Source organism: Streptomyces sp. NPDC102274, assembly GCF_044766385.1.
In the GTDB taxonomy this organism is placed as follows: domain Bacteria; phylum Actinomycetota; class Actinomycetes; order Streptomycetales; family Streptomycetaceae; genus Streptomyces.
The window spans coordinates 21,753-42,381 of the sequence record NZ_JBIWLW010000003.1; the positions used below are offsets into that span (position 1 = coordinate 21,753).

The 20,629-nt window shown below is 69.0% G+C and carries 22 protein-coding genes and 1 pseudogene; 18 read left to right on the forward strand and 5 right to left on the reverse strand.

Annotated elements, in window-relative coordinates; genetic code table 11:
• The first annotated feature begins 6 nt into the window (after positions 1 to 6).
• The 6 genes and pseudogenes from ACIRQP_RS04620 to ACIRQP_RS04645 all read left to right on the forward strand — a co-directional run.
• Positions 7 to 1,092 carry a response regulator gene (locus tag ACIRQP_RS04620; protein WP_403883378.1) on the forward strand — a complete coding sequence of 362 codons (1,086 nt, stop codon included), beginning with the start codon at positions 7 to 9 and terminating at the stop codon, positions 1,090 to 1,092.
• A 398-nt stretch (positions 1,093 to 1,490) separates the two neighbouring features.
• Positions 1,491 to 1,727: a hypothetical protein gene (locus ACIRQP_RS04625; protein ID WP_030353018.1), complete on the forward strand. Its 237-nt coding sequence runs from the start codon at positions 1,491 to 1,493 to the stop codon at positions 1,725 to 1,727.
• A gap of 2 nt (positions 1,728 to 1,729) precedes the next feature.
• Positions 1,730 to 2,407, forward strand: a complete 678-nt coding sequence (locus ACIRQP_RS04630) for a pilus assembly protein TadG-related protein (RefSeq protein ID WP_403883381.1) — start codon at positions 1,730 to 1,732, stop codon at positions 2,405 to 2,407.
• Between the two features lie 32 nt (positions 2,408 to 2,439).
• Positions 2,440 to 3,039, forward strand: a complete 600-nt coding sequence (locus tag ACIRQP_RS04635; RefSeq protein ID WP_403883384.1) for a hypothetical protein — start codon at positions 2,440 to 2,442, stop codon at positions 3,037 to 3,039.
• The gene (locus ACIRQP_RS04640; RefSeq protein ID WP_403883387.1) at positions 3,039 to 3,698 is read left to right on the forward strand and encodes an OmpA family protein; all 660 of its coding nucleotides are present in this window, start codon (positions 3,039 to 3,041) and stop codon (positions 3,696 to 3,698) included. The genes ACIRQP_RS04635 and ACIRQP_RS04640 overlap by 1 nt, the downstream gene beginning before the upstream one ends.
• 368 nt (positions 3,699 to 4,066) lie before the next feature.
• Positions 4,067 to 4,345: pseudogene (locus tag ACIRQP_RS04645) on the forward strand (hypothetical protein); the annotation flags it as partial.
• A 7-nt stretch (positions 4,346 to 4,352) separates the two neighbouring features.
• Here ACIRQP_RS04645 and ACIRQP_RS04650 read toward each other — a convergent pair.
• From ACIRQP_RS04650 to ACIRQP_RS04660, 3 genes are all read right to left on the reverse strand, one after another.
• Positions 4,353 to 4,916, reverse strand: a complete 564-nt coding sequence (locus ACIRQP_RS04650) for a dihydrofolate reductase family protein (protein WP_403883390.1) — start codon at positions 4,914 to 4,916, stop codon at positions 4,353 to 4,355.
• A 274-nt stretch (positions 4,917 to 5,190) separates the two neighbouring features.
• Complete coding sequence (locus ACIRQP_RS04655) at positions 5,191 to 5,382, reverse strand: hypothetical protein (protein WP_403883393.1); 192 nt, start codon at positions 5,380 to 5,382, stop codon at positions 5,191 to 5,193.
• Between the two features lie 9 nt (positions 5,383 to 5,391).
• Positions 5,392 to 6,243, reverse strand: a complete 852-nt coding sequence (locus ACIRQP_RS04660; protein ID WP_403883396.1) for a Scr1 family TA system antitoxin-like transcriptional regulator — start codon at positions 6,241 to 6,243, stop codon at positions 5,392 to 5,394.
• Positions 6,244 to 6,526: 283 nt separating this feature from the next.
• Between ACIRQP_RS04660 and ACIRQP_RS04665 the strand changes: the two genes are divergently transcribed.
• The 5 genes from ACIRQP_RS04665 (at position 6,527) to ACIRQP_RS04685 (ending at position 10,874) form a co-directional block, all read left to right on the forward strand.
• Complete coding sequence (locus ACIRQP_RS04665) at positions 6,527 to 7,072, forward strand: ATP-binding protein (protein WP_403883399.1); 546 nt, start codon at positions 6,527 to 6,529, stop codon at positions 7,070 to 7,072.
• Positions 7,073 to 7,141: 69 nt separating this feature from the next.
• The gene (locus ACIRQP_RS04670; protein WP_403883402.1) at positions 7,142 to 8,740 is read left to right on the forward strand and encodes a polymorphic toxin-type HINT domain-containing protein; all 1,599 of its coding nucleotides are present in this window, start codon (positions 7,142 to 7,144) and stop codon (positions 8,738 to 8,740) included.
• Between the two features lie 63 nt (positions 8,741 to 8,803).
• On the forward strand, positions 8,804 to 9,316 hold the full coding sequence (locus ACIRQP_RS04675) for a hypothetical protein (protein ID WP_403883405.1): 513 nt from the start codon (positions 8,804 to 8,806) through the stop codon (positions 9,314 to 9,316).
• Between the two features lie 197 nt (positions 9,317 to 9,513).
• Positions 9,514 to 10,068, forward strand: a complete 555-nt coding sequence (locus tag ACIRQP_RS04680) for a hypothetical protein (protein ID WP_403883408.1) — start codon at positions 9,514 to 9,516, stop codon at positions 10,066 to 10,068.
• The gene (locus ACIRQP_RS04685; RefSeq protein WP_403883411.1) at positions 10,065 to 10,874 is read left to right on the forward strand and encodes a hypothetical protein; all 810 of its coding nucleotides are present in this window, start codon (positions 10,065 to 10,067) and stop codon (positions 10,872 to 10,874) included. Before ACIRQP_RS04680 ends, ACIRQP_RS04685 begins: the two co-directional genes overlap by 4 nt.
• A gap of 30 nt (positions 10,875 to 10,904) precedes the next feature.
• Here the strand turns inward: ACIRQP_RS04685 and ACIRQP_RS04690 are convergent, their stop codons facing one another.
• The gene (locus ACIRQP_RS04690) at positions 10,905 to 11,276 is read right to left on the reverse strand and encodes a DUF192 domain-containing protein (RefSeq protein WP_403883414.1); all 372 of its coding nucleotides are present in this window, start codon (positions 11,274 to 11,276) and stop codon (positions 10,905 to 10,907) included.
• 127 nt (positions 11,277 to 11,403) lie between these two features.
• Between ACIRQP_RS04690 and ACIRQP_RS04695 the strand changes: the two genes are divergently transcribed.
• Together ACIRQP_RS04695 and ACIRQP_RS04700 are read left to right on the forward strand one after the other, a co-directional pair.
• Positions 11,404 to 12,378: a prepilin peptidase gene (locus ACIRQP_RS04695; RefSeq protein ID WP_403883417.1), complete on the forward strand. Its 975-nt coding sequence runs from the start codon at positions 11,404 to 11,406 to the stop codon at positions 12,376 to 12,378.
• Between the two features lie 88 nt (positions 12,379 to 12,466).
• Positions 12,467 to 13,270: a class I SAM-dependent methyltransferase gene (locus tag ACIRQP_RS04700; RefSeq protein WP_403883420.1), complete on the forward strand. Its 804-nt coding sequence runs from the start codon at positions 12,467 to 12,469 to the stop codon at positions 13,268 to 13,270.
• A 291-nt stretch (positions 13,271 to 13,561) separates the two neighbouring features.
• Here the strand turns inward: ACIRQP_RS04700 and mgrA are convergent, their stop codons facing one another.
• Entirely contained in the window at positions 13,562 to 14,599 is a 1,038-nt protein-coding gene (gene mgrA, locus ACIRQP_RS04705) for an L-glyceraldehyde 3-phosphate reductase (protein WP_403883423.1), read from the reverse strand.
• 149 nt (positions 14,600 to 14,748) lie between these two features.
• Here mgrA and ACIRQP_RS04710 point away from each other — a divergent pair, with 149 nt between their 5' ends.
• The 5 genes from ACIRQP_RS04710 to ACIRQP_RS04730 all read left to right on the forward strand — a co-directional run bounded on the left by ACIRQP_RS04710 (position 14,749) and on the right by ACIRQP_RS04730 (position 20,615).
• Positions 14,749 to 15,510 carry an isoprenyl transferase gene (locus ACIRQP_RS04710; RefSeq protein WP_403884358.1) on the forward strand — a complete coding sequence of 254 codons (762 nt, stop codon included), beginning with the start codon at positions 14,749 to 14,751 and terminating at the stop codon, positions 15,508 to 15,510.
• Positions 15,511 to 15,884: 374 nt separating this feature from the next.
• Positions 15,885 to 17,219, forward strand: a complete 1,335-nt coding sequence (locus ACIRQP_RS04715) for a PhoH family protein (RefSeq protein ID WP_403883426.1) — start codon at positions 15,885 to 15,887, stop codon at positions 17,217 to 17,219.
• Positions 17,220 to 17,607: 388 nt separating this feature from the next.
• Positions 17,608 to 18,306, forward strand: a complete 699-nt coding sequence (locus tag ACIRQP_RS04720; protein WP_403883428.1) for a transglycosylase SLT domain-containing protein — start codon at positions 17,608 to 17,610, stop codon at positions 18,304 to 18,306.
• A 153-nt stretch (positions 18,307 to 18,459) separates the two neighbouring features.
• On the forward strand, positions 18,460 to 19,821 hold the full coding sequence (locus tag ACIRQP_RS04725; protein ID WP_403883431.1) for an AI-2E family transporter: 1,362 nt from the start codon (positions 18,460 to 18,462) through the stop codon (positions 19,819 to 19,821).
• A complete protein-coding gene (locus ACIRQP_RS04730) occupies positions 19,818 to 20,615 on the forward strand; it encodes a hypothetical protein (protein ID WP_403883434.1) in 798 nt (265 codons plus the stop codon). The genes ACIRQP_RS04725 and ACIRQP_RS04730 overlap by 4 nt, the downstream gene beginning before the upstream one ends.
• The last annotated feature ends 14 nt before the right edge of the window (positions 20,616 to 20,629 follow it).

The following is a 20,629-nucleotide window of genomic DNA, read 5'->3' on the forward strand; positions in this document are numbered from 1 at the left end:
GCAGCCATGCCGGACGACATCTCCAGCACTTCCGGGCAGCACTGGACCCAGCAGGCCCATGCCTCGCAGCACACGTCCTCGCACGCCACACCGCTCAGCTCGGAACAGACCGCCGGAGTCCCCACATCCGCACCGCGGGCGGCATCCGGAGAGCTCCCCGACTTCCCCCGTACGATGCCGGCCGCGCCGCCCCTGCGCGTCGTGGTCGCCGACGACAACCCCGTGGTACGGGCGGGCCTCACCGTCCTGCTCTCCGGGCGCGACGACATCGAGGTCGTCGCGGAGGCCCAGGACGGCCGCCAGGCGTACGAACAGGCCGTACAGCACCGGCCGGACGTGATCCTGCTGGATGTGCGTATGCCGGGGGTGGACGGGATCTCCGCCCTGCCCCATCTCGTGCGGCTGGCCCCGGTCCTGATGATGACGTACAGCCGTGAGAGCGAGATCGTCCACGAGGCCCTGCGACTGGGCGCGGGCGGCTATCTCGTCCACGGCGAGTTCACGGCCGACCAACTGGTCGAAGCGGTACGGGACATCAAGCAGGGCAGGGCCCACTTCACCTACTCCGCGTCCAGCGCGCTGCTGGCGACGGTACGGGGCGGCGCCGGCGGACGACCGGAGAGCGGGCAGCTGCCGGAGGGCCTGGGTACGGCGTTCACCGGCCCCGGTTATTTGCCGAGCGTTTCCGAGCAAACGTCTACGTCTGCACATGCAATGCCCCCGGGTCATCCGCCGTACCTTCCGCCAACCAATGTCCAGGCGGGCGTGGTTGATCCGGAGTTGAACACACAACAATTTGCTCAAGACCCTTCGCTTTCGCAAGCGAATGTGGGACATTCTCTTCAGGGGCGGCAATCGTCCGGGGCCTCGGCGGCCCTGTACTCCGAACTGAGCCAGCGGGAGGTGGAGATCATGGACCTGATCGGGTCGGGAATGACCAATCAGCAGATCGCCGCGGCCTGCTTCATCAGCCAGAAAACCGTCAAGAACCACATCAATCGCATCTTCGCCAAGCTCAACGCGGGCAGCCGCGGGGAGGCCATCGCTCTGTGGCACGGCATGACGCACGGGGGGTCGGCGAGCCATGGCTGAACGCGCGCGAGACGACCGGGCGTCCGGGACGGCGGGCTACGGCGTGCCGGGCTCCGAGGCGCTGTGCCCCGAGGCGCTGGGCTCTGAGGCACTGGGCTCCGAGGTACCGGGCTCTGAGGCACTGGGCTCCGAGGTACCGGGCTCTGAGGCACTGGGCTCCGAGGTACCGGGCTCCGGCGTGGCGGGCTCCGCTGTGCCGGGCTCCGCGATACCCGGGGCCCAATCCCCGCCTTGGGCCCTGGGTTGGGCCCTCAGGCCCATGCTGCGGGGGTCTTCCCCGGCGTACGTTTCTCATGTCGCCAGCGAGACCGGCCAGGAGGAAGCCGGAAACGCGAACGACATCAAAGACTCGTACGAGTCGGCCGGTACACGGCCGGCCGACACCGGAGGAGAACACCATGTCGAACATCACGCTGAAGGCCGCCACCAACGCCAAGCTCTACGTCGGCACCTGGGCGAACACGGCCGTCACGGCGATGAAGCGCCGCAGCGACAAGGGTCAGGGCGCCGTCGAGTACGTGGGCGTGATCGTTCTGGTGGCGCTGATCATCGTGGCCATCGTGGGCACGGGTGTGGCAGACGACATCGCGAACGGCCTTTCGGACAAGGTCAGCGAGATCCTCGACGCCAGCTGATCATGAGCGATTCTCGCGAGTCAGGGCAGGCCGCTCCCATCTACATCACGATGGTGGCGGGCCTGCTCTTTCTCGCGCTCGCGCTCTTCACGGTCGGTCAGGCCGGTGCGAAACACAGTGGTGCGCAGTCCGCGGCGGACGCCGCGGCCTTGGCGGCAGCCCAGGAGTCCCGTGACGATTTCGTCAGCCTGAACATCCTGGGGGATCTGGGGAATCTGCTGAACCCCGAATTTTTGGACGACATCTTCAACGGCGACCCCATGGGCACACCGGTCGGATGCCAGGCCGCGGCGCGCTTCGCTGACCGGAACGAGGCTGTTCTGTCGGACGAGGGCGACGGCTGCAGGGCCATGGGGGACAGGTGGGGCTTCACGGTGCATGTCCAGACCAAGAAGCCGATGGGTGCCACCATCCTGCCGGGAACCGCGGACGACAAGGCCGAGGCATGGGCCGCCGCGGTCGTGGAACCCGGGTGCACCTTCAAGCCCGCTGAGGATGAGGAGAATCCGCCCACAGAGGGCGACGAGTCGCCGCCGGAAGAAGACAACCCGGAAGACACCGAGCAGGTGTCCCCGGGCTCGCTCGAATGTGGCGGCACTATGTGGGAGATCGATCCGGAGCATCTCGACCTGCTCCCGGAATCGGCCGATCTATTCTCCGTCCGACTGGCCCAGGACTGACCACCGCGAGTGAACGCAAAGGAACAGGATCAATGAGTCTGTGGCATGGGGCGAAGGCCCGTAGGGCGGCCGGGGCCGCTCTCGCTGTCGTGGCGTTGAGCATCTCCCTGACAGCCTGTGGGGGCGGCGACGCGGACAACAAGGAGCAGAGCGCCGGGGCATCGTCCTCCGCTCCTGGTGACGAGAAGCCCAAGGACGGTGAGGGGAGCGGCGGGACCACCGTCCCCGATACCAGCAAGACCTTGGCAACGATCAACGGCAGCAACGGGTTCCAGTTCGTCATCCATACCGCGACCCGTGATGAGGGCGGCTTCCTCACGGTGACAGGGACGATCAAGAACACCAGCGGCAGCGACCAGTCGGCCCCGGTCCAGTGGAACGGCGCGGAGTCGCAGGTGAAGCGGACGGGCCGGTCCCTGGCGGGTATGACGCTGGTGGACAAAGCGGAGAAGAAGCGTTACTATGTTCTGCGCGACACGGACGGCTACCCGCTGACCACGACCGGCATCAGCCGCATCGACGGCGGTGGGAGCGAGACATTCTTCGCCCAGTTCCCGGCCCCGCCGTCGTCCACGACTCAGGTCGACCTCCAACTGCCGCTGATGCCCTCCGCGACGATTGAGATCTCCTGATGCGTGCCACGACGACGCCCCGCGCACGCAGGGCATCCAGGCGCCCGGCGGCGACGGCACTCGCCGCCGTCGTGCTCTTCGCCGGTGTGCAGTTCACGATGGCACCCGGCGCGCGCGCCGACGAGACCCCCAGTACGCCACCCGGCACCGAGTCGACCTCGCCACCGCCCCAGGTGGACGGCAACGCCCCCGGCCTCAAGCTCCGCGCGGGCGCCACCCTCGCGCCGGCCAAGGTGCTCGACATCATCTCGGTCATCGAGTCCGAGGGCGGTGAAGAGCGCCGCGAGGACACGAACGAGAACGTGAAGTTCGCGCTCCAGGCCGAGGTCCTCTTCGGCAAGGACAGCGCGAAGCTGTCGTCCGCCGCGAACTCCCGTATCGCCGCCATCGCCGACGAGATCAAGAAGCAGGGCGCGGCAAAGGTCCGGGTCTTCGGCTTCACGGACAACCTCGGCTCGTCCGCACACGGAGACGTGCTCTCCAAGCAGCGTGCCGAAGCCGTGCACGGTGTCCTGCAGCAGCAACTGAGCTCCGCCGGGATCACCTTCGAGATCCGTGGCTACGGCGAGCAGTACCCGATCGCGGACAACAGCACCGAGGAAGGCCGCAAGAAGAACCGTCGCGTGGAGGTCTCCTTCCCGCGCGGGGAGAGCTCGTAGGTTTCCGAACCGTGTGGGTGGCTTGTAGGGTCTCAAAACTCGCTGCATAATCTCAGTGAGAATTGCACGGCGGCGGCATTTATGCCGCCGCCGTGAGACTCGCAGTTCAGGGGCTTCACTCGTTTGGGTGGCTCGGGCGGTAGTCCGGGTCACCCAGGGCGGGTGCCTGGCACCTGGCACCACGGCGGTCGCCTGTGGGGTCTGGGGTGCGTGATGGTGACGGTCAGTTTCCGTCGACGGAACAGTGATGTCGCTGATGAGCGGGCATGGGCTGACGCGTCGGCCGACCTGTTGCGAACAGCGGTCCAGCGGTCCCGTGGCGGACGTTCCGCTGGTACAAGGGGCAGCAGCACTATTCGGGCACGTACTGGTCGGCGACGACCCGTGACCACGTGATCTATGAGTCGAGGCTTGAGCTGGCTCGGTTGCTCTTTGCGGACTTCGACCCTTCCGTGGGGCATATCGTGGCTCAGCCGTTCCTGCTGAAGGCCGTTGTGGAGGGGCAGGCCCGCAAGCACATCCCGGATTACATCTTGACCACTGAGCAGGGTCCGGTAGCGGTGGATGTGAAGCCGCACTGCCGGCTGTCCACCCCAGTTGGTGGCGTTCACGTTCGCGTGGACCCCGCAGGCGGTCGAGTCGCGTGACGGGCGCTCAGCGCCTCGTCTCGTACCTGGTCAGGATCACGCCGCAGGGAAGCGTCCGCGTCTCCACCAGGTTCAGGTTCACCCAGCTGTCCAGCGCGGTGAAGAACGGCGTGCCGCCGCCCACCAGGACCGGCGCGGTGGCCAGCACGTACTCGTCAATCAGCCCGGCCCGCATGGCCGCCCCGGCGAGCGTCGCGCCGCCGATGTCCATCGGGCCGCCGTCCTCGGCCTTGAGCCGGGTGATCTCGGCGACCGCGTCTCCGGTGACCAGGCGGGTGTTCCAGTCGACCTTGTCGATCGTCGAGGAGAACACCACCTTCGACATGTCCCGCCAGCGGCGCGCGAACTCGATCTGCGCCGGGGTGGCGTTGGGCTGCTGGTCGCCGGTCGGCCAGTAGGAGCTCATCGTCTGCCACAGCTTGCACCCGTACAGCGACAGGTCGGTCGCCTGCAACTGGTCGGACCAAAACTGGAACAGCTCGTCGCTCGGCACGCTCCAGCCGATGTCGTCGCCGGGCGCGGCGATGTAGCCGTCCAGGGTCAGGTTCATGCCGTAGATCAGTTTCCGCATGGCGCCAGCCTTCCGTGAGTCGGTCTCACGCGTACAGACCGGCGCGGCGCGGGAAACTCATCGGTGCGCGATCTGAGCTCGCATGTAGTCCTCGTGCTCGGTGGCTCAGCCGCAGACTCATCGTTCCGCCGAGGAAATGGCATCGATCTGAGACTGATCTTGGGTGACATCGCGGTGAGACAACAGAGAACCAGCAGGTCACAGAAGATCGACATGTCATCGGCGGCGAGACCTACATGGGGCTCGGGCGACTGCCCGAGCCACCCACACGTGTTCAGAGCAGGTGATCGGCCTTCCCTGCCTTGATCTCGCGGATCAGGGTGCGCAGGGCGTCGCGGCTGTCGGTGAGGTAGTGGTCCTCTTGGCCGCGTACGGAGATGTAGCTGTTGCCGTCGTCGTCCGTGCCTATGCGGAAGCAGTTGTTGCCCTCGCCGCAGAAGGCGTCTTCCCAGTGGATCTCTGACATGTCGACCTCTCAGAGCTCGTGTGCGATCCCGTGGATGAAGTCACGCGACTCCTCGGTGCTCAGAGCGTGCGTCTCCATCCAAGCGAAGTGCGCGCGGTATTTCGCGAGTTCACCCTCGGCGTGGCTGAATACCGGGCCATGGGCCGAGTCGAGCTGAACGGTGTCCAACTGCGGCACCTGCCCCTCGGCATACAGGACGGCATGACCCGCGCCCGGGAAGGCCCCGGCCCGAACGGGCAGTATGCGCAGTTCGATGTTCTCGCGCTCGGACATGGCGCACAGATGCCGAAGCTGCTCGCGGGTGGCCCGGCGCCCGCCGAACTGCATACGGAGCGCCGCTTCGTGTACGTAGCCGACGTACTGCACCGGGTCGGTCCGGTCAAGCACGTGCCGGCGCTCAAGACGGTGGGCGACACGCAGTTCGACATCCGACGTGGCGAGCGGAGGGAGGACGGCGGTGAACACGGCGCGTGCGTAATCGCTCAGGTGCAGCAGCCCCGGAAGGTGAACTGTCTGGAGCGTGCTCAGGCGCGTGGCGTGCCACTCCAACTCGGCGATGTCCAGGAGCCCTTGAGGCAGGGCGCCCCGGTACGCCTCCCACCACCCCTTGCCTCTGGCCACCGCCATCGAGGCGAGGGCATCAATCAGAGCCTTGTCCTCGCACCCGTAGTTGCCGGAAAGTCTACGTACGCGTTCGACGCTGAGTCCGGAGCGGCCGGACTCCATGTTGGGCACGTTGGTGCGAGGAACTTCCAGCAGCCCGGCAGCGAACTCCGTGGTCATACCCGCCGCCAGGCGCATCTTCCGCAACTCGGCGCCGAGGCGGCGTTGACGCTCCGTGGGTGAACTCCTCGGCGGCATTCCGCCCCTCCCGCTCATTCCTGCCTGAATGATCCGAGTCTGCCGATGGGGCGCTTACCCGGTCCACCACGGCATGACGACTCCCTCAGAAGAGTAGTACACGTACTCCCACAATGCCCTACAGTCGGTAACGCGCCGCTCACGCGGATGAGTGGGAAGCGCATCACGCGGTCCTGCCCGCAACTCCTTCCCTGGGAGGGGCGGTCCCGCGTCAGGGAGACAAGCCACTGCTCAGCCGCGTCGCGGACAACGATCCGACTCGCCCCGTCCGAGGGAGACACCCATGCCACTCACGCGCGCCACGCACTGCCCGGTGGCCCAACCCGTCCTCGCCAACGCGGGCCTCGCCGGCCGCCGCCGCAACCGGCCGCCCCGCCCCGAGGGTCTCGCCTACAGCTTCACCCTTCCCGGTGAACCTCATTGCGCGACCACCGCGCGCGCCGCGATCCGGTCCGCGCTCCATGTGCACGGGCTCGCCCCGTACGCGGACGTGGCCGTACTCGCCGCCACCGAACTGATCGGCACGGCAGTCGAACTGACGCCGGGCCGGGAGCTCTACCTCTCCCTCCGCTGCCGCGCGGGCGCTCTCCGCCTTGTCCTCTGGGACCAGCATCCGCGCCACACCGACCCCGACGACGTGAGCCTCTGCGCGGCCCGCCGCCGAGACGCGCTCTGGTTGCTCGCCGCATGCGTCAGCGACTGCGGGGGCGAGTGGGGTACGGCCGAGGCGGAGCCGCCGCAGCGAGGGGTCAAGTCGTGGGCGGTGCTGCCGTGCCGGCGGCCCGAGTTGGGTCCTGGGACCCAAGACTGGGTGGGTATGCGGGCATAACCTGGGCGTATGTCGCCATCGGGGGTAGTGCGTCAGTTTCGTCGTGTACGCCGTCGCGCGCGGAGGTTCATGCCGCGTACCGACGTCAGGTTGCTCGGGCTGCGCCGGGCGCAGCGGGGGCAGCGGGGACAGGGGGCCATCGAGTACGTCGGTCTTGTGGCGGTCGTCGCCGCGATCATCGGCACGCTCGTGGTGACCGGTGTGGGGCCGACGATCGCCGAGGGGCTCAGCACGCAGGTGTGCCGGATCACCGGCGGCGACAACTGCGGTGGCGGCGGAGGGGGAGACAACACCGAAGCCGCGGACGACCAGGACGGCCAGGGGGATCAGGGAGACCAGGGCGATCCCGTCTCCGACACCGGCGGCACCGACGGCGAGAAGCCCCGGACCCAGATCGACTACGAGGCCGCCCTCAAGGAACTCCAGGACGCCCAGGCCGCCGAGAAGTCCGACTCCGACAAGGCCAAGGAGGCCGCGAAGGAGCTGGCGAAGATCCTGGCCGACGAACTGGGGATCACCGACGCCCTGGACTGCGTCACCAAGGGCGACATGGGCGCCTGTACGGAGACGCTCGTCAACGTACTGCTCAGCCTCGTCGGCGGGGCCGTGGGCAAGCTCGCCGCCAAGTACGGAGCGCCATGGAAGTGGAAGAAGGCCGTCGAGCTGGTCAGAAAGCTCAAGAAGCACGGCGGCGATCTCTACGACGGCATCAAGGGCCTGATCAAGAACCGCAAACGTGTCAGTGAGGCCGAGGACAAACTCGCCGACGCGAAGCGGAAACTCGACGCCGAGAACAAGGGCAGACCCAGAGAAGGCGACAAAGAGACACCGGACAAGAAACCCACCACGTGTCCCGTCCGGCACAGCTTCCTGCCCGGTACGCCGGTACTGCTCGCCGACGGCACGCGACGGGCCATCGACCGTATCCAGGTGGGCACGCGCGTCCTGGCCACCGACCCGGTCACGGGCGTCACGGAGCCCCGCGCGGTCCGGCGGACCATCATCACGTACGACGACAAGCACTTCACCCGGCTCACGGTCATGGACGGCGGTGTCCCGGCCCGCCTCACGGCCACCGACACGCACCCGTTCTGGCTGAGCGGTGAGCGCCGCTGGGCGGAGGCCGGCGAGCTCTCCCCGGGTGACGCGCTGCGCACACCGACGGGCTCGACGCGTACGGTCACCGCCGTTTCCCGCTACACCCAGCGGCAGACCACCTACGACCTGACCGTCGCGGGCATCCACACCTACTACGTAGGGATCGGCTCCGCCGCCGCGCTCGTCCACAACAACGACTGCGACATGTCCCCGGAGGACGCCGAGGCGGCCAGGAAGCCGAACGTGGGCGAGGGCGACGCCAAGAAGTTCAAGGACCACTTCCTGCGGCACAAGAAGCTCATCGAGGATGCCCTCGGCACGAAGTACAAGAAGCTGAAGGAGGACGGTCCCCGGTTCCGTGAGGACATCGGAAAAGCCATCAAGGACGGCACATTCGAGCTGGTCGGGAAGGGTACGTTGAAGAAGGGCGAGCCGGAGGGGCTGATCTATCGTGGCAAGGGCGTGACGGTCGTCCTGCGGGAGAACGGCGAGTTCTGGACGGCGCTCAAGAGCGGCGAAGGACTCGACACCTCGATCGAGATCACCCAGAAGGTCCCGAAGAAGAAGTAGCCGAAGAAGAAGCAGCCCGAAGAGGTAAGCGGAGCAGCAGGCGAAGAAGAAGGGGGAGCCGGGATGAGCAGCCAGTGGCGGCCGGTCGAAGAGGCGCTCCGCGCCCACCATGTGCGCGATGTGCTCGTCCCCGGCTGGATCGACCGGGACGGCGACGTACCGGAGTTCCGGCCGCAGCCGATGGCCGTATGGCTGCGGCTGGACGACGGACTGCTGCGTTTCGAGTCCGTCGGCCAGTACGACCGGCTGGCCTCCGGCCTGGTGCCGGCCGTCGGCTGGGCGGACATCGGGGTACTGGCCGACGCCGAGGACGAGGTGATCGTGGCCTCGTACGGCGAACAGCTCTTCGGGGACGGCAGGAGTGAGTGGCGCTGTACACGGATCCGGGTCTATCCGGGCGGCGGGGCGGAGTGCAGATGCCTCGCCCTGGACTTCGAGGGCGGCCACACGCTCTTCCTCGACCCCACCTGGACGTTCGGCATCCGGCTCGGCAACGAGGCGCAGGAGAAGCGTTGGGTGGAGCTGTACGGGGACGGTGCCTGCGGAGTCGAGACCACGCTGGTGCCGGGCAGATAAGCGCGGATGCGCACGGATCGGGAGCAGACGGGGAGCCGGGTTTGGGTCCGGACCCACACGTGTACGGGGTCCCAGGGCCCATGACCCCGTCGCCCGGAACGCATAGCGTCCGCCTCGCTGGAGTCGCGTACGTCCAGGACACAGAACCCGGACGCCCACGCGCGAGCCGCCGGAGTCGTCGACGGGGGAACGTGCACATGCTCTGCAATTTCTTGATCAGCCAACGGCTTGAACCGTCCGAGCTCATCGCCGCACTGGCCGACGCGACAGGGGTGCGACCCGGCCAGGTGGACGTGTGCGCCGAGGAGGACGGCCAGGACGCACGCGACTGGGAGGCGTTCGTCCTCTGTACGCACCACGGGGTGCGGGGCGATGTGGTGATGAGCCTGGACGTACAGGTGCAGCCCGCGACCGTCGCGTACGGCGCGCCCGAGACCGAGGCGGAGCTGGCCGTGACCTTCGCCGCCCGTACGGGGGCCGCGGTGCTCTATCCGGACGACCGCGTCGACCCGGAGACGTACTGGCTCGCGGCCCCGGCCGGCGGATCGCCCGACACGGTGGTGACCCGGGCGCGGCTGGTGGTCTCGGAGGTCGCCTCGGACGCCGCCGCGGTCGAGGAGCGACCGGTATACACCGTGGACGCGGTGGAGACGGCGGTGGCCGCCTTCCCCGGTGCCGAGGTGACACCGCTCGGCGAGCCGGCCGACATGAACGCGCCGAACGGCACGAGCGAGTGGGGAGTGTCCGGATGAGCACACGCACCGCAGGCGGCGAGGGGCAGGACACGCCGGGGACGGTACGGCGTGTGGCCCTGGCCGCCGTGACAGCCGCGCTCGCGCTCGGGCTGATGGGTGCCTGTGGAGGAGGGGAGCGCGGCGACGCGAAGGAAGCCGGCAGCGAGGCTCCGTCCACCCCGCCCCCTGCCCCCTCGTCGGCCACACCCTCGCTCGCGGCGACCTCCCGCCCGGATCTCACCGGCATCGGAGCAAGCGGCGGAAAGGTCCTCACCCAGGGCGAGTTGGACCGGGCGGTCCTCGCCGACGGCGATGTGTCCGGCTTCACGTCAGGTCCGATGGACGCCCCGCCGCCCGGGGGCGAGACCGCCGACAGGAGCGAGTGCCTGCCCCTCACCGCCGTACTCAACGGCACACCGGAACCGCTCGGAAAGGCGGTTGTGTACCGGCAGCTCGTCGGCCCCGACGACGACCGCCCGGCCGTCTCCGAATTCCTCACCACCCACGGCGTACGGGACGCGAGCACCCTGCTCAACCGGGTGCGCGCCGCCGTCACGGCGTGTGCGGACGGCTTCACGGCCTCCGGGGGTGACGGCCCCTCGAAGTACACGGGTGTCAAGCCGTTGAGCCCGGTCAAGGCGGGGGACGACGCGCTCGCCTATCAGCTGACGGGGGACTTCGAGGGCGATCCGGTCCCGCTGGTCTTCCATCTCGTACGGGTGGGCGGCACCGTGGCCACCTTCTACACCGCGAACTTCGAGAACGGCGCGACCCCGCCGATGCCGCCGGCCCTGCTCGCCGCCCAGGCCACCAAGCTCACCTAGCGCGCATGCTCACGTGGCGCGCTCCGCGACTCAGGCGGAGCGCTCCGCTTCCACGCTCACAGTCAGCCGCACCCCGGGCCGCAGCCCCCATCGCTCCATCGCCCCGCCCTCCGCCTCCAGCACATGGCGGGCCCGCCAGCGCGGCAGGGGGAGCCGGCCCGGCTTCAGCGTGTGGACGTCGATGACCTTCAACTCCTTGTCCAGATACGCCACATCGATGGTGAAGCGCATCCTGAACGTGTGCACGCTGTTGCACGGGGTGATCAGCAGCGCGCCCGCCATCCCGTCGCGCCCGAGCAGCCCGCGCCGCCGTGTCCCGTACGACGCGGCGATCTCCAGCTCCACCGGAACGTCCTGCCCCGCGACCGTCAACTGCCCTGTGCCGTTACGCCAAGTGCCCATGGCCGTAGACCGTAGCGCCCGGAGTCCGGCCGCGCGCCCCCGAGGGCCGGGGATGGGTCCGCGGGACCTGGAGAGTAGGCCCCTGGGCCCATGACCGGGACCGGCGCGGAGCCCTAGGGTCGGTGTTGTGTACGCCACGCTGATCGTCGTCGCCGCGCTCTGGGGTACGGCCACCGGACTGCTCCTGCCGCGTGCCGCCTACCGGCTCTCCGTCGAGCCGGAGGACGGGTGGCGGGACAGCTGCCCGGCCGGGCACCCGATCACGGGGCCCGCCGGCGGGTGGCTCGGCGTCGCGCGGTGTACGAACTGTCGGACGGCCGAGCCGTCCGACACGGCGGAAAGCTCCGGTGCCGACGTCAAAAGCCCTGACGTCGGCACCGGCCGGACCGGCCGGACCGGTCGCACCGCCGCCGGTCCGGTCAGCGCCGTCACCGACCCCGTCGGTACGGCGAGTCGTTCCGAGACCGGCTCGGCGGGCGGATCCGTGGTCGGTTCCGCCGGCGCGGCGTCCGGCGCGTCCGGCGCCCGCGCCGCCCGCTACGCGCCCACCCTCCTCGTACCTCTTCTCACCGCCCTCGCCTGCGCGGCCCTCGCCGCCGCCACCGGCCCTCGCCCCGAACTCGCCGTATGGCTGCTGCTCACGCCCTTCGCCGTACTGCTGGCCCTCGTCGACCGCAACGTGCACCGGCTGCCGGACCCGCTGACCCTGCCGCTCGCGGCGGCGGCCGTCGTACTGCTGGGCCTGGCCGCGCTCCTGCCCGACGGCGGCGGCGACGGCACAGGACCCGGCGGCTCGTGGCCGGCCGCGCTGCTCGGCGGGCTCGCCCTCGGTGCCTGCTACTTCGTGCTGTTCCTGATCAACCCGAACGGCATGGGCTTCGGCGACGTCAAGCTCGCCCTCTCCCTCGGCGTCCTGCTCGGCTGGTACGGCTGGACGGTCCTGTTCGTCGGGGCCTTCGCCGGGTTCCTGCTGGGCTCGCTCTACGGGTTCGGGCTCATTCTGCTGCGCCGGGCCGGGCGCAAGTCCGCGTTCCCCTTCGGGCCCTTCATGATCGTCGGTGCGCTGGCCGGTATCGTCCTCGGCGCTCTCGCCGCCGCGTGACGGACCGCCGTACGACCGACCGCCGTACACCGGCCGTACGACCCGAAAAGCGTTCGCGGGCCAGGGGCGCCGCTGTCACGATCACCCCATGCCCCACGCTCACTCCCGCACCTTCGAAGAGCTGATCGCCGAGGCCGAGGCCGTCTCCGTCGACGGCTGGGACTTCTCCTGGCTGGACGGCCGGGCCACCGAGGAGCGCCCCTCCTGGGGCTACGCCCGGTCGATGGCGGACAGGATGTCCCGTGCCACCGCCGCCCTGGACATCCAGACCGGCGGGGGCGAGGTCCTCGCGTCCGTACCGAAGCTCCCGCCGCTCACCGTGGCCACCGAGTCCTGGCCGCCCCATGTGGCCCGTGCCACTGCCCTGCTGCACCCGCTCGGAGTCGCGGTCGTCGCCGACCCGGACGAGCCGCCGCTGCCGTTCGCGGACGACGCCTTCGATCTGGTGGTCAGCCGCCACCCCGTACGGACCTGGTGGGAGGAGATCGCGCGGGTCCTGCGCCCCGGCGGCCGTTACTTCTCCCAGGAGGTCGGCCCGGCCAGCGTCTTCGAACTCGTCGAGTACTTCCTCGGGCCGCAGCCGCCCGGGACACGGTCCGCCCGCGACCCCGAGCGGGCCGGGGAGGCGGCAGCGGCGGTGGGCCTGGAGGTGGTCGATCTGCGCACGGCCTCCCTCCGTACGGAGTTCCGCGACATCGGGGCCGTCGTCTACTTCCTGCGCAAGGTGATCTGGATGGTGCCCGGCTTCACCGTCGAGCGGTACCGCGACCGGCTGGCGGCGCTGCATCGCCGTATCGAGACCGAGGGGCCCTTCGGCGCGACCACGACGCGCTTCCTCATTGAGGCGGTCAAGCCCGTACACGGCCACGGAGGCGCCGATGTCGGCCACTGAGGACGTCGGCCATGGAGGGGTGGACATCGGCCACGGAGACGTCGGCGTCAAGCCGGCACCTGTGCGGAGATCGCTCCCGAGGGTCACGGCGCGGGGTGGCAACTACTCGCCACTCCGGACGCCGGAACCCCGGAAAGGCCTGGTACTACCGGCCTCGCGCGGCAGGCCGCGGTTTTCGGAGCGTCGGCACGGCCCGTCGCGACGCCCACCATCAGTTATGAAGGGTTATGGTGGAAACCCCCCCTCGGGCCGGTCCGTATCCCCCCCACGGACCGGCCCGTTTTCTGTGTGTCAGCCCCGCCCGGCCCAGATGTTCGTGCCGGCCGTGTCCACCGCGAAGCTGTCGATCTCCGTCAGCTCCTCGGCGGAGAGCTGCGGCCCGGCCAGCGCCGCGACGTTCTCGTCCAACTGCTTCGTACTCGACGCCCCGATCAGCGCGGACGTCATGCGGGGGTCACGCAGCACCCACGTCAGCGCCAGCTGCGCCAGCGACTGACCGCGCCGCCGCGCGACCTCGTTCAGCCCGGTCAGCCGCCGCACGACCTCGTCCGACAGCAGATCCGGGTCCAGGGACTTGCCCTGGGTGGCCCGCGACCCCTCCGGGATGCCCTTCAGGTACTTGTTCGTCAGCAGCCCCTGGGCGAGCGGCACGAAGGAGATACAGCCCATCCCGGCCGCCTCCAGGGTGTCCAGCAGCCCGTCGTCCTCGGTCCAGCGATTGATCATCGAGTACGAGGGCTGGTGGATGAGCGCGGGCACGCCCATCTCCTTCAGCAGCCCCGCCGCCTCGGCGGTCTGCTCGGCGGTGTACGACGACACACCGACGTACAGCGCCTTGCCCTGCCGCACGGCGGAGGCCAGCGCCCCCATCGTCTCTTCCAGCGGGGTGTTCGGGTCGAATCGGTGGGAGTAGAAGATGTCGACGTGGTCGAGCCCCATCCGCTTCAGGGACGCGTCCAGTGACGACAGCAGGTACTTACGGGAACCCCATTCACCGTAAGGCCCGGGATGCATCAAATAACCGGCCTTGGTCGAAATGATGAGTTCATCCCGGTAGGCCGAGAAGTCCTGCGCGAAGATCTTGCCGAAATTCAGCTCGGCGGATCCCGCCGGCGGACCGTAGTTGTTCGCCAGGTCGAAGTGCGTGATGCCGAGATCGAAGGCGCGGCGCAGGATCGCGCGCTGTGAATCGAGGGTGCGGTCATCGCCGAAGTTGTGCCAGAGGCCGAGCGAGATCGCGGGCAGTTTCAGGCCACTGCGTCCGCTGCGCCGGTACTCCATGGAGTCGTACCGGTCGTCGGCTGCGAGGTATGAGGGAAAATCAGTCACGCTTCTCTCCCTATCACGTACTTGTGACAGACCGGGTTGGGTCACCGTGGGGCCCGCGCAGTAATGTGACGGCTTCGGGGTCCCCGGGCCGGCCCCAGGATCCCGTCAGTGGACGCGCCGGTCCCCATGGAATCGAGAGGGTGGACTCAGTGAACCTGCGCGACCTGGTGTATCGGCTCTACGCGCGCCGGGTGGAGGGCCGACTCGACCACACCCAGGTGCCCAAGCACATCGGTGTCATCCTCGACGGCAACCGCCGCTGGGCGCGCGCGGCCGGCGGCACGGCCGAGCAAGGACACAAGGCCGGCGCCAACAAGATCCAGGAGCTGCTGGGCTGGTGCTCCGAGACCAACGTGGAGGTGGTCACTCTCTGGATGCTCTCCACGGACAATCTCGACCGTCCCGAGAACGAGCTGACCCCCCTCGTCGGCATCGTCGAGAACGCGGTCCGCGATCTGGCGGCCGACGGCCGCTGGCGGGTGCACCACGTCGGCACGCTCGATCTGCTGCCCGCCCATACGCAGACCGTTCTCAAGGAGGCGGAACAGGCCACCCTCGGCCATGAGGGAATACTCGTCAATGTCGCCGTGGGGTACGGCGGCCGGCAGGAGATCGCGGACGCGGTCAGCTCCCTGCTGATGGACCACGCGAGCAAGGGCACCACCTTCGAGGAACTGGCCGAGATCGTCGACGTCGATCTGATCTCCTCCCACCTCTACACGCGCGGCCAGCCCGACCCGGACCTGGTCATCCGCACCAGCGGCGAGCAGCGTCTCTCCGGCTTCATGCTCTGGCAGAGCGCCCATTCGGAGTACTACTTCTGCGAAGTCTTCTGGCCGGCCTTCCGTAAAGTCGACTTTCTGCGAGCGCTGCGCGACTACGCCGCGCGTCACCGGCGTTACGGGACCTGACCTCGTCCTTCTCCCGTAAGGACGCCGCGAGACGGCGACTCGGCGCCGCCCGGTGCCCGGCCGATTCCGCCGGGCCGGCCCGCGTGCTTCACCCACGGTTCATCCACCGTCCGCCCTACGCCCTGGCATGGCGGCGCGTGTTCGAGGGAATACCTCCCCCAGGTCGACGTCCGAAACAAGTCAGTGGGCGTCGCATCTCAGTGGACGGCATGGGGCTGTCCACCCGGGAGGCCCTTTGCACCAGGACGACCGTGCGCCGAGTCGTACGGGCGACGTGGAGGGCCGGAGTCCGGCCCGCGCATGGGGTCAGGACCCGGCCCACCCGCCCGCGACGCCGTCGCACCCCGACCTCATTCGAGGGGGTACGTCCTTCCGTGGTGACCAGCACAAAGCGCCGCATGCCCGACAGGCGCACCTACGTTCTCGACACCAGCGTCCTGCTGGCCGATCCGAACGCCATGTCCCGCTTCGACGAGCACGAAGTGGTGCTCCCGATCGTGGTGATCACGGAGTTGGAGGCCAAGAGGCACCATCCGGAGCTCGGCTACTTCGCCCGGCAGGCGCTGCGCCTGCTCGACGACTTCCGCATCCGGTACGGCCGTCTCGACGCCCCCATCCCCCTGGGCGACCTGGGAGGCACACTGCGCGTCGAGCTCAACCACTCTGATCCCGGCATCCTGCCCGCCGGCTTCCGCTTGGGGGACAACGACTCGCGGATTCTGGCTGTGGCCCGCAATCTGCAGGCCGAGGGGTACGACGTCACGGTCGTCTCCAAGGATCTGCCGCTGCGTATCAAGGCGTCGTCGGTCGGGCTTCTCGCCGAGGAGTACCGCGCCGAGCTCGCCATCACCGAATCCTCCAGCTCCTCCGGCTGGACGGGGATGAGCGAGCTGTCCCTCGCCGCGGATCAGGTGGATCTTCTGTTCACCGAGGACTCCCTCTATGTGCCCGAGGTGAGCGAGCTGCCCGTGCACACGGGTCTGGTGCTCCAGTCCGAGCGCGGCAAGGCGCTCGGCCGGATCACCGCGGAGGGCCATGTCCGGCTCGTCCGCGGCGACCGAGAGGCCTTCGGGATCCATGGCCGCAGCGCCGAGCAGCGCATCGCCCTCGACCTCCTCCTCGACCAGGACATCGGCATTGTGTCGATGGGCGGCCGGGCGGGCACCGGCAAGTCGGCGCTGGCCCTCTGCGCGGGGCTGGAGGCGGTCCTGGAGCGCAGGCAGCATCAGAAGGTGATGGTCTTCCGGCCGTTGTACGCGGTCGGCGGGCAGGAGCTGGGCTATCTGCCCGGCACCGAGGCCGAGAAGATGAGCCCGTGGGCGCAGGCCGTCTTCGACACGCTCTCCGCGGTCGCCGGCCGTGAGGTCATCGAGGAGGTACTGGGGCGCGGCATGCTCGAAGTGCTGCCGCTCACGCATATCCGCGGCCGGTCCCTGCACGACGCGTTCGTCATCGTCGACGAGGCCCAGTCCCTGGAACGGAACGTACTGCTGACCGTTCTGTCCCGTATCGGGTCGAACTCCCGGGTCGTGCTCACGCATGACGTCGCCCAGCGCGACAATCTCCGGGTGGGGCGTTACGACGGAATTGTCGCTGTCGTGGAGAAGTTGAAGGGACATCCGCTCTTCGCGCATGTCACGCTCACCCGCTCCGAGCGTTCACCGATCGCCGCGCTCGTGACCGAAATGCTGGAGGACGGTCAGATCTAACCCCGTATCACCACACTTGGCGCCGCCCGGCGAAAGCGCAGCAGCTTATCCGGGCGGCGCTGTGCTGCGCCGCTATTTCCCGGATTCCCCTGGGGAAAGCGGAGTGTGAGCTTTCCCACGCAACGAAGAATTGCCTCCCGCCGTTACCTTCCGGCAGAGTCTTGCTTCCGTCAGGCCCCGCATGCGGCACACGCGCATCTCCAGAGATGCGGCACCACACAACTCAACAACTGCCGCCGTATGCCGCCCGCGCACCATGCGGCAGTCCCCGCAAGGGGGTTGTCCACCGGGCCCGTGTCTCCCGTGACTCCGCAGTACGGAGACCAGTGCCAGGGGCACGATTGCGTCCGCGAGGTCACGTATGCGGATGATGCTGGAAGGACACCGTGTGAGCCGGATCTCGGTCCGGGGATTCGCTGTGGCATCTGCCACTGCGGTCACCACCGTCGGCGCTGTCGTGGGTGTCGCCTCGGGCGACCCCCAGGTCTCGGACGACAATTTCGAGGCGACCGCAGCCGACATGACGCTCCTCGCTGACATCCCCGCGGGCCAGCAGGCCCAGGTGCAGACCGTGTCGCTGACGCAGCAGGCCGATGTGCAGGCCGCCGCCGCCGACGCGACCGCCAAGAGGTCAGCGGAGGCGGCGGCCCGTATCCAGGCTGCCAAGGACGCCAAGGCGAAGAAGGAGGCCGCCGACGACGCGGCCGAGCGTGAGCGCCTGGCGAAGGATGCGAAGGAGCGCGCGAGCCGCGACGAGATTCGCTCCGCCTCGTCCTTCAATCAGCAGGCCTCGTACACCGTCGCCGAGGTCAAGGCGATCGCGCGGCAGATGATCCCCGCGGACCAGTTCCAGTGCTTCAGCAACATCGTGAACCACGAGTCCACCTGGAACTACCGGGCGCAGAACGCGTCTTCCGGTGCCTACGGTCTCGTGCAGGCGCTTCCCGGCTCGAAGATGGCCTCGGCCGGCGCCGACTGGCAGACCAATCCGGCCACGCAGATCAAGTGGGGCCTGAACTACATGAACGACCGGTACGACAGCCCTTGCGGCGCCTGGTCGTTCTGGCAGGCCAACAACTGGTACTAGACCCAGGTACCGGCTGAATCCGGTCCCGCCGGCGCTCAACCTCACGAAGCCCCCCGCCGTCCTACGGCGGGGGGCTTCGCGCGTGTACGGTCGATTCGAACGTGCTCCGGGGGGAGTGAGTTGGGGACAGCACAGGGGGGAAGAGGAAGCTTCATGTCGAAAGTGCCCGCATGGCTCGGTCAGGTCGGTGCCGAACTGACCCGTATAGGAGAGCGCCTGGACCAGCGCCGGGCCGAGGCCGAGGAGGACGACCGGCCGGTCCCCCGGGCCGCGCCCGAGGCCGTCCCCCCGCCCCCGGCGTACGCCCCCTCCGTCGCGGCCAAGCCGGACCCTGTCTCCGCCATCCCCTGGGGGATGCGGGTCGCGGGTGAGGCGGCCTGGCGGCTGCTCGTCCTCGCCGGGCTGCTCTGGGTGCTGATGCGCGTCATCGGCGCCGTACAGCTGGTCGTCATGGCCTTCGCAGCCGGTCTGCTGATCACGGCGCTCCTCCAGCCCACGGTCGCCTGGCTCAAGCGGCACGGAATACCGCGCGGACTGGCCACGGCCTTCACCGCGGTCGCCGGGTTCGTCCTCATGGGGCTGGTCGGCTGGTTCGTGGTGTGGCAGGTCATGGAGAACATCGACGATCTCTCCAACCGCGTCACGGACGGCATCAACGAGCTGAAGCGCTGGCTGCTCGACAGCCCGTTCCATGTGACCGAGGGCCAGATCAATGACATCGCCAAGACCCTGAGCGACGCGGTCGGTTCCAACACCGAGAAGATCACGTCCGCCGGGCTCCAGGGCCTGACCGTGATCGTCGAGCTGCTGACCGGGATCGTCCTCGCGATGTTCTCGACACTCTTCCTGCTGTACGACGGCAGGAAGATCTGGCACTGGACGCTCAAGCTCGTCCCGGCCCAGGCCCGTGAGGGCGTCGCCGGAGCCGGGCCGCGCGCCTGGCGCACCCTGACCGCGTATGTGCGCGGCACGGTACTGGTGGCGCTGATCGACGCGCTCTTCATCGGTCTCGGGCTCTACTTCCTCAATGTCCCGCTGGCCGTGCCGCTGGCGGTCTTCATCTTCCTCGGCGCCTTCATCCCGCTGGTGGGCGCGCTGGTGTCGGGCGCGCTGGCCGTGGTCGTGGCGCTGGTCACGCAGGACGTGTTCACGGCGCTGATGGTGCTGTGCGTCGTCCTCGGGGTCCAGCAGATCGAGGGGCATGTGCTCCAGCCCTTCATCCTGGGCCGTGCGGTACGGGTGCATCCGCTCGCCGTCGTGCTCTCCGTCGCGATCGGCAGCCTGGTCGCGGGCATCGGCGGTGCCGTGGTGGCGGTGCCGCTGGTGGCGGTGACCAATACGGTCGTCGGCTATCTCCGGGCGTACAGCGCGGAACGGACCCTGCCGGCCTCACCGGCGCAGGACCCCGCCGACTCGTCGTCCCCGTCCTCGTCCCCCGAGAAGGCTCCGGATGCCGCGGCGGTGGGGCCGGCCGCAGGGCCCGCCACCGCCGAGGCCGGGGACGGCCGGGAGTGATCTCCGAGCCGGAACTGGAGGGCGGGGACGGCGAGGACGGCGAGGACGGCGGGCAGAGCGGCCCGCGGTCCTCGCCGTCCCCACAGGCTCCCCGTGAGCCCGGCGGGCCCGGGACGGTCGTCGGCGACGACGTACCCACGCTGCCGCCGCGCCGCATACGGTGGCTCTGGGCCCTCGGTGGCGCGGTGGCCGCCTCCGCCGTCTGGGCGGGCGGACTGTACGCGTACGACCGGACGGGGCCGGATCTGCGCGGCTACCGGATCAGCGATGACCTCTGCCGGGACGCCGATCTGCCCGAGCTCTCCGCGCTCCTCGGCGGCAAGCGGTCCCCGCGGCCCGCGGTCGAGGAACAGCTCACCATCGACCGCTCCTTCTGCGATGTCACGATGATGCCGGGACGGCCGGGCGAGGAGAGGGACGACGCCCTGCCGATGTCGTACGCGTCCGTCACCGTCCACTACACCCTGCACAGGGAGACCGATCCGGAACCGGAGTTCGAGGCGACGCTGACCCCGCTCGAACTCTCCCGGGTCATCGAGCGCAAGACCAAGCGGATCCCGGAACTGGGCGAGCGCGCCTATCTGATGACGGATTCCAGCGAATCCAGCCGGGAGCTGAAGGTCCTGGACGGAGCTGCCGTGTTCTCGATCGAGGTCGTGAGCGAGTCCGTCGTCACGGGTCCGCACGGTGAGGGACAAGTGGTGGTGCCGGAAGCGAAACCGGCCGATCCCGCCGTTCTCGAACCCGCCATGGTCGAGGACATGAAGGCGCTGATGGCCGCGGTCAAGGAGTGACCGCGGGAGGGGCC

Bases quoted from the DNA above. Each gene is read 5' to 3' on its own strand.
- ACIRQP_RS04650 (WP_403883390.1), bottom strand. From the start codon at position 4,916: ATGCGGAAACTGATCTACGGCATGAACCTGACCCTGGACGGCTACATC.
- ACIRQP_RS04655 (WP_403883393.1), bottom strand. From the start codon at position 5,382: ATGTCAGAGATCCACTGGGAAGACGCCTTCTGCGGCGAGGGCAACAAC.
- ACIRQP_RS04675 (WP_403883405.1), top strand. From the start codon at position 8,804: ATGAGCAGCCAGTGGCGGCCGGTCGAAGAGGCGCTCCGCGCCCACCAT.
- ACIRQP_RS04680 (WP_403883408.1), top strand. From the start codon at position 9,514: ATGCTCTGCAATTTCTTGATCAGCCAACGGCTTGAACCGTCCGAGCTC.
- ACIRQP_RS04625 (WP_030353018.1), top strand. From the start codon at position 1,491: ATGTCGAACATCACGCTGAAGGCCGCCACCAACGCCAAGCTCTACGTC.
- ACIRQP_RS04670 (WP_403883402.1), top strand. From the start codon at position 7,142: ATGCCGCGTACCGACGTCAGGTTGCTCGGGCTGCGCCGGGCGCAGCGG.
- ACIRQP_RS04700 (WP_403883420.1), top strand. From the start codon at position 12,467: ATGCCCCACGCTCACTCCCGCACCTTCGAAGAGCTGATCGCCGAGGCC.
- ACIRQP_RS04690 (WP_403883414.1), bottom strand. From the start codon at position 11,276: ATGGGCACTTGGCGTAACGGCACAGGGCAGTTGACGGTCGCGGGGCAG.
- ACIRQP_RS04630 (WP_403883381.1), top strand. From the start codon at position 1,730: ATGAGCGATTCTCGCGAGTCAGGGCAGGCCGCTCCCATCTACATCACG.
- ACIRQP_RS04635 (WP_403883384.1), top strand. From the start codon at position 2,440: ATGAGTCTGTGGCATGGGGCGAAGGCCCGTAGGGCGGCCGGGGCCGCT.
- ACIRQP_RS04620 (WP_403883378.1), top strand. From the start codon at position 7: ATGCCGGACGACATCTCCAGCACTTCCGGGCAGCACTGGACCCAGCAG.
- ACIRQP_RS04685 (WP_403883411.1), top strand. From the start codon at position 10,065: ATGAGCACACGCACCGCAGGCGGCGAGGGGCAGGACACGCCGGGGACG.
- ACIRQP_RS04660 (WP_403883396.1), bottom strand. From the start codon at position 6,243: ATGCCGCCGAGGAGTTCACCCACGGAGCGTCAACGCCGCCTCGGCGCC.
- ACIRQP_RS04665 (WP_403883399.1), top strand. From the start codon at position 6,527: ATGCCACTCACGCGCGCCACGCACTGCCCGGTGGCCCAACCCGTCCTC.
- ACIRQP_RS04640 (WP_403883387.1), top strand. From the start codon at position 3,039: ATGCGTGCCACGACGACGCCCCGCGCACGCAGGGCATCCAGGCGCCCG.
- ACIRQP_RS04725 (WP_403883431.1), top strand. From the start codon at position 18,460: ATGTCGAAAGTGCCCGCATGGCTCGGTCAGGTCGGTGCCGAACTGACC.